The sequence below is a fragment of the Flavobacterium seoulense genome (assembly GCF_000695795.1).
GTDB classification, from domain to species: Bacteria; Bacteroidota; Bacteroidia; order Flavobacteriales; family Flavobacteriaceae; genus Flavobacterium; species Flavobacterium seoulense.
The window spans coordinates 390,775-403,481 of record NZ_JNCA01000001.1 but is presented as its reverse complement, the minus strand read 5'-3'; the positions used below and the strand labels follow the sequence as shown (position 1 = coordinate 403,481).

Genomic DNA, 12,707 nt, shown 5'->3' with positions numbered 1-12,707 from the left:
AATTCTTTAAATTAAAATGTTACTGTAACAACCGCCTCTTTAATTTCTGTATAAGGGATTTGTTGTTCTTTCTGTACTGTTTCTTTTCCTTTTCCTACTTTTTTAGGCTCTCTTGCTTTCCAAGACAAAATTATGAAATCTTCATTAGCATCTACTAATTCAGCTTCAATTTTTTCAGTATTCGTAGTCACTATCAGGGTTCTACCAATATTCTTGATATATTGGCGCACCATTTTTAACGGAGAACCTACTCCTACCGAAGCTACTTCTAACGAATAATCCTGTTCTTCTCTATCCAGATTACTCTCTATTGCCCGACTTACATCAATACAGTCCTGCAAAATTACACCATTATCATCATCTAAAGTTATCATAACTTTAAATGCATCAGTGATAGTCAAATCAATCAAAAAAAGTGTTGGCTTTTCTGCAAGAGCCTCCACTAACAATGTATTTACTTTCTCTTTAAATGTCATATTTTTTATAAAAAGAGGGGACATTTAGTCCCCTCATTATCTAGATTTTAATAAATAACGGCACAAATATAGTGTTTATTTTTATAAACCAAAAATAATTGATTGCTGTAAAATTATTCCGTACCTTTATTATTAAGACAAATTTTAATTTTACATACACCCCAAACCTTAAAAATCATGAAAAAGATATTAGTCCCTACCGATTTTTCAATCCAGGCCGAAAACGCACTTAAAGTAGCCGCTCAAATAGCCCGAATCAATAATGCAGAAATTCATTTATTACACATGCTGGAAATTCCCAGCCAAATGAACGATGCCATTACCGGCGGTGCTCCTATACCCGAAGTCATGCTTTTTATACAAAAAGCAAAAGAAACCATTCAATTCATAAAAGAAAAAAGTTTCCTCAACGGTCTAATCATCACAGATTCTATCAAAGTTGAGAAACCATCACACGCCATTATTTCCTATAGCAAGGAACAAGATATTGATTTAATAATTATGGGATCGAATGGCACTTCGGGAATTGAAGAAATAATTATTGGTTCTAATACTGAAAAAGTGGTTCGTTTATCGAATGCTCCAGTATTAGTAATTAAAGAAGAAATACCTGAATTTCATCCGAAAAATATTGTTTTCGCCTCTGATTTCTTAGAAGAAATTAAAAAACCGTTTGAAAAGATTCTTGACTTTGCCAATACATTTGATGCAAAACTTCATTTAGTAACAATCTGTACTCCAAATAGTTTCAAAACCACAGATTTAACCGAAAAAACAATGCAAAATTTCATTAGCGGATTTCCAGTCAAAAATTTCTCAACCCATATTTACAACGACACGAATGTTGAAAAAGGAATTATAAATTTCTCCAACAGCATTAATGCCGATTTAATAAGTCTGTGCACGCATGGACGAACCGGATTCACTCATTTCTTCACCGGAAGCATCAGCGAAGACTTAGCCAATCACGCATCAAAACCCCTTATCGTTTTTAAAATATAGAAAGAGCAACAAAACAAAAGCCCAAATTTTAAACAATTTGGGCTTTTCTATTTTTAAAACATTTTTTTTATTTTTCTCCAACTACAATAGGCGCCGCCAAACAAGAATCTGGTATTGCAAAAGCATCAACTAACGCCACAGCATCCGGTCGAATATCCCAACAGAGTTGATTCACCATTTTTCTGATCGCTTTCGTTTTTACCGCTTCCATATAACCATCTTCCAGATACCAGGCTTTATTTATTTCTATTTGAGAAAGCGCAAACAACTGATTCAATTTCGTTAAAATAGCTTTACTTTTTTCATCTTTCACAGCCTCAATCGCAATTTGAAACTGCTCTAAAACCACACTATCCAGATAAGCCTCAGCCACGTCTATCATTTGGTGTTGCACTACATTAAAAGCATCATAAGCATCCAAACCACTATCGACTAATTTTTTGATACGTTTAGCTGCCGAAGCTAAAATAGTTTTTTCGCGATGTTGAAAAGCCTGCAAATGAAACTGGCTATCCAGCAAATGTTCATCATCCGTTTTTCGAATAACCACCGGATTTTTCTCCGCTATTGCCGATTTAGCATTTTCATACACATAATTGATAATTCCTAAAGATCCCATTTCTCCAAAAGCTTTTCGAAACTCAGCCAAACGATTCTTAGCTACTAATTGCATCAAAACCGTATTATCGCCTTCAAAAGTCGTGTAAATTTCAGTATCATTTTTTAAGGCATCGATTCTATTTTCAGACAAATAACCTTTTCCACCACAAGCCTCACGACATTCCTGCAAAGTTGCCGTTGTATTCCAGGTTGAATACGATTTTAAACCTGCTGCCAAAGCTTCTATTTCCTGCATTTCTGCTTCCGTTTTATTAATAAAACGTTTAGTCAAATATTGCAAAGCAAAATGTATTGCATAGGTTTTAGCCAATGGAATCAATAATCTACGCTGATGCATTCGGTAATTTAAAATCGGTACCTCCTCTCCATTTTCCGGACCAAATTGCTTTCGCTGATCACTGTATTTTATAGCAATTGCCAATCCGCTTTTGGCAGCAGCCAAAGCCGAGCGAGGAATTCCAATTCGCCCACCAACCAAAGTTCCCAACATCGTAAAAAAACGTCGGTTATCACTTGGAATCGGACTTTCAAATTCGCCTTTATCATTTACTGAAGCAAAACGATCCAGCATATTTTCTTTAGGAATCACCACATTATCAAAACGGATTGTACCATTATCTACTCCATTCAACCCCATTTTATGACCGCAATCGCCGATGGTAATTCCTTTTAAAACCACACCATTTTCATCACGCAAAGGAACCACAAAAGCATTCACACCGTGATCTTGTCCGGCAATAATAAGTTTCGCAAAAACAGTTGCCATTTGTCCATGCAATGCAGCATTTCCAATATATTCTTTTTGGGCTTTTTCGTGTGGTGTATGAATTACAAACGTTTGATTTTCGTGATTATAAGTAGCCGTTGTTTCCAGTCCTTTCACATTCGAACCATGATGCGTTTCCGTCATTGCAAAACATCCTGGTAATTTTAGCGCTCCAATATCTTTTAAATATTTAACATAATGTTTTTCGGTTCCTAATGACTGCACACTCATTCCCCAAAGTCCAAATTGCACTCCAAATTTAATTACCAAACTCAAATCGTGGTAACTTAACGTTTCCATTATCGAAAAATAATCAGCTATGTTTTCACCACCGCCGTATTTTTTTGGATAAGCCATATTCCCGAGATTTTCATCGGCCAGGATTTTACACCAATCCAGTACTTTTTGACGATAAACCCCAATATCCGTCGAAGTTTCATATTGAAATTCAGGTCTCGAAATAACCGATTTTACTTTATTAATAATCGGTGCCTGAGCTCCATCTAAAATAGCAGTGATTTTATTAACATCAAAACTGGCTTCTGTATGCGAATTAACTGTATGCGATTGCGCTTTCGATTTAAAATTACTAATCGCTTCCTCACCTAAAATACCTAAATCATTTTCAAGTTTTACAAAAGCAATTTCTAATCCCTGAATTATTTCATCATCTCCGGAAAGCGCAACAACAACTTCAAAAACCGATTTTATTTCAGGTCGATTTTGAATAATTTCTTCAATTTTATTTCGCCAATCAGTAATATCCTGACGAGACGGCGGATTAGCAATTGTTATTTTCGAAAACAAAAACTCTTTTTCTTCTGCCGAAAGCCAATCCTGCGAATCAATAAATTCATGCAACGTAAAAAACCCTTTTTCGGTCAACAAACTATCAGACCATACAATATAAAATAGCGGAATAAAAGCTTGTAATTTGGTATTTTTCATAACTAAGAATGTTTCAGTTTGGCAATAGATTTTTTCGAAGTTATGAAAATACAGATTCCTATTTGGAATCGGTGTTAAGATTGTGGTAATTTTAAGATATTCCATTTTTCATTCTTACCATAAACGAAAACCAAGTCTATTCCCTTATTTTTACATCAAAATAATTTTTCCTATGAAATGGATCACCAGAGAACGACCTAAAATTGACCGAATAGCTTCCCCTTGGTTAATAAAGAAACTTGTAGATAAGGAGGCCGAATTTATTTACGTTCCTTTCGACGAAGTGTTATCTAAAGCAAAAGAATTAGATGCTATTCCATTCGACATTCCTAATGTAGAATTCACCCACTATGAGGAAAAATGTACTTTTGATTACATTGTAAAAAAATACAAAATCAAAGATCCCGCCATTCTGATTATCGCCGATATTGTTCGGGGAGCCGACACTGACCGACACGATATTGCAAAAGAATCAGCAGGACTTTGGGCAATTTCGGCAGGGCTTTCCTATAACATTACCGATGATTATAAATTATTAGAAAACGGAATGATCATTTATGATGCATTATACAGTTGGGCTACACATTTGCATAAGCAAAAACATTTACAGAATAGTCCTTTTGAAAATATGCTACACGAAGTATATAATAAATTCCTCAAAGACAATAAAACCAACAGCAAAAAGACACCTGCATGGGTTAAAGATTTGAAAGCAATTATTCAGGACCAAATTGACACTCAATTTACCTTTGACTTAAAAAAAATCTCTAATGATTTAGAACTCAATCCTTCTTATTTATCCAGAGAGTTTTCCAAGTATTTTGAAGATCTTAATTTTGGAGATTATGTTAGAAAATTACGAATTGAAAAAGCAATACATCTTATTCAGAATTCCACTTACACACTTACCGAAATAGCCTATATGACCGGTTTTTCAGACCAAAGTCATTTTACGAGAATATTTAAACAAAGTACCGGAAAAAATCCTTCTTCCTATCGAAAAATCACACAAAAAAGTAATTCAGATACAAAAGGTAAATAACATACTATTTATACTTTTTCAATCATAATAGTTTTGCGAAAAATAAAACTATTTATGACACATTTCAAACATTTTCTGACTTCGGTCTTATTCGTATTTTCTATAACTGCTATTGCACAAACCACTACATATCCAAAAATAACCGGATATTTTTCAGTAATGCATCCTATCGCAACTATTAGCAGTGAAGAAACCGCTGTAAATTTTAGAGATTATTATGCCGTAAATTTTCCAACAGGAATTAATATCTGGAAAAACGCTAAAATTGGTTTTTCATTCGAAATCGCTCCCAGCATCAAAACTGATGACGGAATTAGCAAAGTAAACAGCATATTATTTCATCCTGGTGTACTCGTTGCTTTAGGACATGGCTATACTTTTGCAGGAAGAGCAGCTTTTGAAACCAGTGGCCGTTTCGGGGTTACTCCGGTAATAACCAAAACGGTAGTAAAAGGTCCGAGCAGCAGTTTTTATGTTTCTCTTCCCTTCCCAATACGACTTGGCAATGATCATCCTGCCACATTCACTTCAGGAATACAATTAGGTATTGCTTTTTAAAATACCTAATCATGAAAGAAAACCCAAATTATACTTTAAAGGAATTAACTTTTTATTTTCTAAAATTAGGAATAATTGGTTTTGGTGGTCCTGTAGCATTAGTTGGCTACATGCATCGGGATTTAGTAGAAAACAGAAAATGGATTTCAGAAGAAGAATACAAAGAAGGCATAGCTTTAGCACAATTAGCACCTGGACCATTAGCTGCACAATTAGGAATTTATCTTGGATTTGTACATTACAGTTTCTTAGGAGCAACCTTAATTGGATTTGCTTTTATTTTACCTTCATTTATAATGGTTATACTATTAGGAATAGTTTATAAATTATACGGTGGTTTATCCTGGATACAAGCCGTTTTTTATGGAGTTGGCGCAGCAGTTATAGGCATAATCATAATGAGCTCTTATAAACTGACCATAAAATCAATTGGCAAATTCAATTTAAACTCTTTTAAAACCAATTGGTTATTATGGCTGTTTTTCATAGTTGCAGTAATCATAACATTAGTTACCCAACAAGAACAAATTGTATTATTTGTATTGGCAGGACTGATATATATGTTTATCAAAGCACCTCCAAAATGGTTTAACAACAAAACTTCCAATTCTATTATACTATTACAAATTGGATTTTGGAACAGTGAGCATTCCACTCTTGTCAAAATTGCTATTTTCTTTGCAGAAGCCGGAGCATTTGTATTTGGCAGCGGATTAGCAATTGTCCCTTTTTTACACTCCGGAGTTGTAATTGAAAACCAATGGCTATCCGAACAACAATTTATTGACGCTGTTGCAGTTGCAATGATCACACCTGGTCCTGTTGTTATTACTGTTGGTTTTATAGGCTATTTAGTCGCTGGTTTTCAAGGAGCTTTGATTGCTGCTCTAGCCACATTCTTACCTTGTTATTTATTTACAATTGCCCTGGCTCCATCTTTTAATAAAATAGCACAAAATCAATCTATCAAAGCTTTTGTCGATGGCATTACCGCAGCTGTTGTTGGAGCATTAGTAGGAGCTGTTGGCGTAATCGCATCCAGAAGTATAGTAGATATCCCAACAACACTAATAGCTATTACAACTATTTTTGCCTTAGTATACATAAAGAAAATTCAAGAACCATACATTATTGCAGTTGCAGCAGTTCTTGGAGTTCTTATAAAATCAATTATATAAATTACTACGCTTTTCAAAAACGTTATAAAAAAAACAAAACCCCGTAAACTTAACGTTTACAGGGTTCTTTTAATCTGCTAGTTGGTCTACTAGGACTCGAACCTAGAAAGACTGCACCAAAAACAGTTGTGTTACCATTACACCATAGACCAGCAGTGCTTTATTGCGAGTGCAAATTTACAAGGTTTTTCAGTTTACGCAAACTTTTTTTAAAGTTTTTTTTGAAAATTTTAAAAAAATAAAAAACCAACCTCAAAATCAAGCTTTTAAAAAAGCGAATTGTTTTCTAGAAAATTTTGTTAATGCCTATAACCTTAAATAAAAAAACATTTTCTTTGTAACTCGAAAAATTAACTAAATTTTACTACATGAACAAGGAGTCTTTCAATTTCAAAAAATGGAATACTATCATAGGCTGGATTGCTTTTGGAATCGCATTAATAACCTACTCTCTTACTGTTGAACCCACAATGAGCTTTTGGGATTGTGGAGAATACATTGCCACAGCAGCAAAACTAGAGGTAGGACATCCACCTGGAGCTCCTTTGTTTCAAATGATTGGTGCTTTTTTCGCCATGTTTGCCACAAGTGTTGAACATGTTGCATTAATGGTTAATATGACTTCTGTTTTTTCTAGCGCATTTACTATTCTTTTTATGTTCTGGTCTTCGACAATGATTTTGAGAAAAATTGTAAACAGTTCTGAAGAAACCAATAAAAGCAATGATATAGTAATTTTAGGAAGTTCATTTGTAGGCGCTTTAGCTTATACTTTTTCGGATAGTTTTTGGTACAACGCTGTAGAAGCCGAAGTTTATGCTATGGCCTCTCTACTTATTGCATTGCTTTTCTGGCTGGGATTACGTTGGGAACAAGAAATGAATACACCTCGAGGAAACAGATGGTTATTAATTATTTCATTAGTTACAGGTTTGTCATTTGGAGTTCACTTTATGTCATTATTAACGATTCCTGCCATAGGTTTCTTGTATTATTTTAAAAACTATAAAACCGTAACTATCAAAAACTTCATTATTGCTAATATAGTAGTAGTATCGGTTTTATTATTTATTTTCAAATTATTACTTCCGCTAACAATGGCATTTTTTGCAAAAGCAGAAGTTTTTACCGTAAACAGCCTTGGAATGCCATTTAACTCAGGAACTATTATTGTAACCTTAGTTTTAATTGCCGCTTTCTATTTTGGATTAAAATACACTAAAGACAAAGGTTTAGTGACTTACAATACACTTATTCTTTGTGTTTTATTTATCCTGATAGGATTCTCAACCTGGTTAATGCTACCTATTCGTGCTAATGCCAATGTGATCATCAACGAAAACAGACCGTCAGATGCACGAGAAGTTTTAGCTTACTACAACAGAGAACAATACGGATCAAATCCATTGTTCTACGGACCTCAATACACCGAAACTTTCGCTGGATTAGATCCAAAAACTCCTTACCGTGACAAAGCACCTAACTACGAAAGAGATTACAAATTAGGAAAATATGTTATTGTAAACAATTACAAGAACGCAGAACAAAATAGTGATGATGCTCAAAAAGCATTCTTACCCAGAATGTGGAGCACGGAGCATATTGCTAATTATATCAATTTTACAAATCCTCCTCAATTTACCATCAATCCTAATTATCCTTACGAAAATGATTTGGCTAAATATGGTGTAGATGCCAGTCAGCTTTCTGAAGAAGACTTCAACAGAGCAACTGCTCAATTAAAAAATGAGGTTGAAAAAACAGTTTCTGAATTCAGACAAGCCTATGCTCAAAAACAAATTGACAACGAAGGCTATGTAAAATTCTTAAGAAGTTATGGCGATTATCTAATAATCGAAAAACCTACAACTGCTGACAATCTAAGTTTCATGGTCGAATACCAATTCGGCTACATGTATTGGAGATATCTGATGTGGAATTTCGTTGGACGCCAGAGCGACAATCAGGGAAGATACGGCGACCAAGATGGAAACTGGCTTAGTGGAATTAAATTTATAGACGAAATTCATTTAGGTTCGCAGGAAAACTTACCTACTGACGCTTTAAACAATAAAGGACGTAATGTATATTTCTTTATTCCGTTTATTTTAGGAATCATTGGATTAATGTATCATGCGAGTAAAAATCTAAAAAGCTTTTATGTATTAACTGTTTTATTCCTTTTCACCGGAATCGCATTAAAAATCTATCTGAACGAACGACCTTTCGAACCTAGAGAAAGAGATTATGCCTTAGTAGGTTCGTTCTACGTATTTGCCATCTGGATAGGGCTTGGCGTTTATTCCTTATATGAAACTGCTAAGAAATATTTGAATCCAAAAATTGCCGGACCAGCTATTGTAGCTGTTTCATTATTAGGTGCTCCGGTTTTAATGGCTTCGCAAAACTGGGACGACCACGATCGTTCAGGAAAATATACGGCATTAGCAATGGCAAAAGCCTACCTGAGTTCTTGTGATCCTAATGCAATTTTATTCACTATTGGAGATAACGACACTTTCCCTCTTTGGTATGCACAGGAAATTGAAGGCATCAGAACGGATATCAAAATTGTCAACACTAGTCTTTTCATGACCGATTGGTATATTGACCAAATGAAAACGAAAACTTATGAATCTGAACCATTACCTATTTCGTTCACACACGATCAATATGTGGGTGATAAGTTAGATTATGTAGTAAGTATTCCAAAAACAAAAAGCCGTTGGAGTGTAAAAAACTTGATGGATTTTATCAAAAATCCGCAATCGACTGTTGAAATGCAAAACGGACAAACCATTCATTTCTTCCCTACAAATCAGGTTAGAATTCCGGTAGATAAAAATATCATTATTAAGAACAAAATTGTTTCTGAGAAAGATTACGATTCTATTGTTCCTTACATTGATATTGATATCAAAGGAAATGCCTTATACAAAAACCGATTAATGATGTTGGATTTGGTTGCCAATAACAATTGGAAACGACCAATATATTTCAGCGGTGGCGCATTTGACGATGAAGAATATTTATGGATGAAAGACTACCTTCAATTAGACGGTATGGTTTACAAATTAGTTCCAGTAAAAACAACAATCCCTAAAGACGGAAATCCTATGGAAATGGGACAAATTGATTCTGAAAAAATGTACAATATCATCATGGCATGGGATTGGGGTAATAGTGACGGAAACATCTATCACGACCCTGAAACTCGTCGTGAAAGCATCACTTACAGAACTAACCTTTCCCGACTAATGAATCAGTTAATTGCAGAAGGCAAAATTGACAAAGCAAAGAAAGTCATTGCTCTCGCTATGCAAAAAATGCCTGTTGATAAATTTGGTTATTATTCATTACTTGAGCCATTTGCTAATGGTTATTATAAAGTAGGCGAAGTTGCTAAAGCTCATGAACTTCTTGACAAATTAGTAGTTAAGTATAAAGAAAACCTAAACTATTACAGTAAAATGTCTGCCGATGATCAATCGTATGTAGTTATAGATATTGTGACTGATATTGAGCGTTACAGAGCCTTGCTTGAAGTAATGAAAGCAAACAACGATACGGCTTTTTATCAAAAACACAGAGCCGTTTTCAACACCTATATTGATATTTTTGCGCGTTTTGAACGTGATAAAGAATAACAAACTAATAATTTCATAAAAAATGTAGCAATCCTAAAACAAAAAGATTGCTACATTTTTTTATCTTTAAGTACCAAATCATTTTCCAATGAAAACTTATTGGGTCAAAACACATTATCTTATTAAGAAATTATTTCCAAAGTACGTTTGGGACATTCCCAATAACGAAAAGAAAATCTATCTTACTTTTGATGACGGACCAACACCTAAAATCACTACCTGGGTTTTAGATCAATTAGGCCAGTACAATGCCAAAGCTACTTTTTTTTGCATTGGCAAAAACATAACAGCTCATCCTGAAATCTTTAATAAAATCATTGAAAAAGGACATGCGATAGGCAATCACACTCACAACCATTTGAATGGATGGAAAACAATTGGTGAAGATTATTTAGAAAATATTTCTTTCTGTGAAAATGCAATTAATAATCTGCACACGATACCGAAAGGTGAACTGGCAAAGCAATCTAAAATCTGCTATCTAAAATCTAAAATCTTCCGTCCGCCTTATGGCAAAATAAAAGCAGCCCAAGCCAGACAACTCAGAAAAAAAGGCTACATAATAATAATGTGGGATGTTTTGAGTGCCGATTTTGACCAAAACATAACAAAAGAAGAATGTTTGAATAATGTAATATCAAATACACAATCAGGAAGCATAATAGTCTTCCATGACAGCATAAAAGCTTTTAAAAACCTAGAATATGCACTACCTAAAACGCTGGAACATTTATCCAAAAACAACTTTGTTTTTGAAACAATTCCATATTAAAGCTGTTCCTGTACAATAGAAATAAGCGAATTAGCATCTAACTCTCCTGATTGTCTCCAAACCATTTGACCGTCTTTATAAACCATCAAGGTAGGCAATCCTTTAATACGTAAAGCTTCGGCTAGTTCTTGATTTTTATCGACATCAATTTTTATCACTTTTGCTTTATCACCTAAAGCTGCAGCAACATCTCGAATAACATCGTTCATAGAAACCGAAGATTCATTCCAGTCTGTGTAGAAATCTATCAACACCGGAACATGTGTACTTATAAGTTCTCCAAATTTTGACATAAAACCAACGAATTATTTTTTTAAATCATCAAGAAACATCGTTTCTTATATACAAATGTAGCATTTTTACCGAATTATGCTAATTTCTCTCCCTTTTTTAGTTCAATAACCGTAATTTCAGGCATAATTCCTACTCTTCCCGGATAAGCATGAAATCCAAAACCTCTGTTTACATAAATATAACGCCCTAAATGCTCATACAAACCTGCCCACTGTGCGTAAACATATTGCGCCAGACTCCACTTAAAATAACCCGGAATTTCAATACCAAATTGCATTCCGTGAGTATGCCCGGAAAATGTTAAATGAAAGTTCTTCTCATGTTCTTTTACTTCAATATCCCAATGACTTGGGTCGTGACTCATCAAAATTTTAAAATCCTCAACCTGAAGCCCCTCTGAAGCCTTATTCAAATCACCAGCCTGTTTAAAGTTTTTACCCCAATTTTCTACACCTACCAATGCTATTTTCTGACCGTCTTTCTCTACAAAACGATATTCGTTCAATAATAGATTAAACCCAATTCGCCCATACAAATCTTTAATATCCTGGAAATTTTGATTTTTTTCTGTCTGCGAAGGCCAGGTTACATATTCACCATAATCATGATTCCCTAAAACCGAATACTTACCATATTCATGTTTTTTAATACGATTGAAAGTTTCAATCCACGGATGCATTTCGGTAGCATGCGTATTAACAATATCACCCGTAAACAAAATCATATCCGAATTTTGTTCGTTGATCAAATCAATCGCATAGCTTATTTTATCAGGATTATCAAAACTTCCCGAATGCACGTCTGAAATTTGGGTAATCGTAAAACCATCAAAAGCATCCGGTAAATCAGGAAAAAAGATACGCTGTTTGATTACTTTAAAATTATATTTCCCAATAGTTACGCCGTAAATCAAAGACAAAAACGGAATTGCAGCCAATCCTAATCCTATCTGACTAATAAACTTTCGTCTCTCAGGCATCATTTCCTTTCGGGGCGTATTATACATAAAGTAATTAACCAAACTCGCCCCTATTCTAAAAATATCTTCACCTAATAAAACAATCGTCAACACAATTTTAGGAACATAAACCACCAGCATCAAACCCATAGTAAACATCATCCCCCGAGTTTGCCCCACCGAACGATCAAAACTAAAAAAGCCATAAACAATATAAATCAAAACAGCTAAACTGAGTACTCCATAAGCCACCATGAACCATCTATCTTTGACAATCGTTTTAAAAGCCTGAAAAGCATAAAGTTCAACCAATAAAAGAACCACTATAAAAAAGAGCAACCTAAACCCCATTTGAATACATTTTTACACAAAATAACAACATCTCACCATTAGTTGAGAATATCTTAATTAAAATTTAACTAGGCAGAGTTGTTTTTAGAAACCT

The 12,707-nt window shown here is 34.3% G+C and carries 10 protein-coding genes and 1 tRNA gene; 6 read left to right on the top strand and 5 right to left on the bottom strand.

Annotation, left to right across the window (positions count from 1 at the left end; translation table 11 throughout):
• Positions 1-11: 11 nt before the first annotated feature.
• Positions 12-476 carry a ribosome assembly cofactor RimP gene (rimP, locus tag FEM21_RS01565; protein ID WP_035656948.1) on the bottom strand — a complete coding sequence of 155 codons (465 nt, stop codon included), beginning with the start codon at positions 474-476 and terminating at the stop codon, positions 12-14.
• Positions 477-653: 177 nt separating this feature from the next.
• Here rimP and FEM21_RS01560 point away from each other — a divergent pair, with 177 nt between their 5' ends.
• A complete protein-coding gene (locus FEM21_RS01560; RefSeq protein WP_035656946.1) occupies positions 654-1,478 on the top strand; it encodes a universal stress protein in 825 nt (274 codons plus the stop codon).
• Between the two features lie 67 nt (positions 1,479-1,545).
• Here FEM21_RS01560 and FEM21_RS01555 read toward each other — a convergent pair whose 3' ends face one another.
• On the bottom strand, positions 1,546-3,813 hold the full coding sequence (locus tag FEM21_RS01555; protein WP_035657136.1) for an acyl-CoA dehydrogenase family protein: 2,268 nt from the start codon (positions 3,811-3,813) through the stop codon (positions 1,546-1,548).
• Between the two features lie 172 nt (positions 3,814-3,985).
• Here FEM21_RS01555 and FEM21_RS01550 point away from each other — a divergent pair, with 172 nt between their 5' ends.
• From FEM21_RS01550 to FEM21_RS01540, 3 genes are read left to right on the top strand one after another with little or no spacing between them, the layout of a single operon-like run.
• A complete protein-coding gene (locus FEM21_RS01550) occupies positions 3,986-4,855 on the top strand; it encodes a chromate resistance protein ChrB domain-containing protein (RefSeq protein WP_035656945.1) in 870 nt (289 codons plus the stop codon).
• 54 nt (positions 4,856-4,909) lie between these two features.
• Entirely contained in the window at positions 4,910-5,413 is a 504-nt protein-coding gene (locus FEM21_RS01545) for a hypothetical protein (protein ID WP_035656944.1), read from the top strand.
• Between the two features lie 11 nt (positions 5,414-5,424).
• Entirely contained in the window at positions 5,425-6,591 is a 1,167-nt protein-coding gene (locus FEM21_RS01540; protein ID WP_035656942.1) for a chromate transporter, read from the top strand.
• An 81-nt stretch (positions 6,592-6,672) separates the two neighbouring features.
• On the opposite strand, the gene FEM21_RS01535 is transcribed toward FEM21_RS01540, so the two are convergent.
• Positions 6,673-6,743, bottom strand: a tRNA-Gln gene (locus tag FEM21_RS01535).
• Between the two features lie 216 nt (positions 6,744-6,959).
• Here FEM21_RS01535 and FEM21_RS01530 point away from each other — a divergent pair.
• Positions 6,960-10,238 carry a DUF2723 domain-containing protein gene (locus FEM21_RS01530; RefSeq protein WP_035656941.1) on the top strand — a complete coding sequence of 1,093 codons (3,279 nt, stop codon included), beginning with the start codon at positions 6,960-6,962 and terminating at the stop codon, positions 10,236-10,238.
• Between the two features lie 88 nt (positions 10,239-10,326).
• The gene (locus tag FEM21_RS01525) at positions 10,327-11,010 is read left to right on the top strand and encodes a polysaccharide deacetylase family protein (RefSeq protein WP_035656940.1); all 684 of its coding nucleotides are present in this window, start codon (positions 10,327-10,329) and stop codon (positions 11,008-11,010) included.
• Here the strand turns inward: FEM21_RS01525 and FEM21_RS01520 are convergent.
• Together FEM21_RS01520 and FEM21_RS01515 are read right to left on the bottom strand one after the other, a co-directional pair.
• Positions 11,007-11,303, bottom strand: coding sequence for a thioredoxin family protein (locus FEM21_RS01520; protein WP_035656938.1), 297 nt, complete (start codon positions 11,301-11,303; stop codon positions 11,007-11,009). The genes FEM21_RS01525 and FEM21_RS01520 overlap by 4 nt on opposite strands.
• Positions 11,304-11,377: 74 nt before the next feature.
• Entirely contained in the window at positions 11,378-12,613 is a 1,236-nt protein-coding gene (locus FEM21_RS01515) for a metallophosphoesterase (protein WP_035656937.1), read from the bottom strand.
• Positions 12,614-12,707 lie beyond the last annotated feature (94 nt).

Excerpts from the sequence above, each read along its gene's own strand:
- FEM21_RS01530 (WP_035656941.1), top strand. The coding sequence starts at position 6,960 with ATGAACAAGGAGTCTTTCAATTTCAAAAAATGGAATACTATCATAGGC.
- FEM21_RS01525 (WP_035656940.1), top strand. The coding sequence starts at position 10,327 with ATGAAAACTTATTGGGTCAAAACACATTATCTTATTAAGAAATTATTT.
- rimP (WP_035656948.1), bottom strand. The coding sequence starts at position 476 with ATGACATTTAAAGAGAAAGTAAATACATTGTTAGTGGAGGCTCTTGCA.
- FEM21_RS01520 (WP_035656938.1), bottom strand. The coding sequence starts at position 11,303 with ATGTCAAAATTTGGAGAACTTATAAGTACACATGTTCCGGTGTTGATA.
- FEM21_RS01515 (WP_035656937.1), bottom strand. The coding sequence starts at position 12,613 with ATGGGGTTTAGGTTGCTCTTTTTTATAGTGGTTCTTTTATTGGTTGAA.
- FEM21_RS01555 (WP_035657136.1), bottom strand. The coding sequence starts at position 3,813 with ATGAAAAATACCAAATTACAAGCTTTTATTCCGCTATTTTATATTGTA.
- FEM21_RS01560 (WP_035656946.1), top strand. The coding sequence starts at position 654 with ATGAAAAAGATATTAGTCCCTACCGATTTTTCAATCCAGGCCGAAAAC.
- FEM21_RS01540 (WP_035656942.1), top strand. The coding sequence starts at position 5,425 with ATGAAAGAAAACCCAAATTATACTTTAAAGGAATTAACTTTTTATTTT.
- FEM21_RS01550 (WP_035656945.1), top strand. The coding sequence starts at position 3,986 with ATGAAATGGATCACCAGAGAACGACCTAAAATTGACCGAATAGCTTCC.
- FEM21_RS01545 (WP_035656944.1), top strand. The coding sequence starts at position 4,910 with ATGACACATTTCAAACATTTTCTGACTTCGGTCTTATTCGTATTTTCT.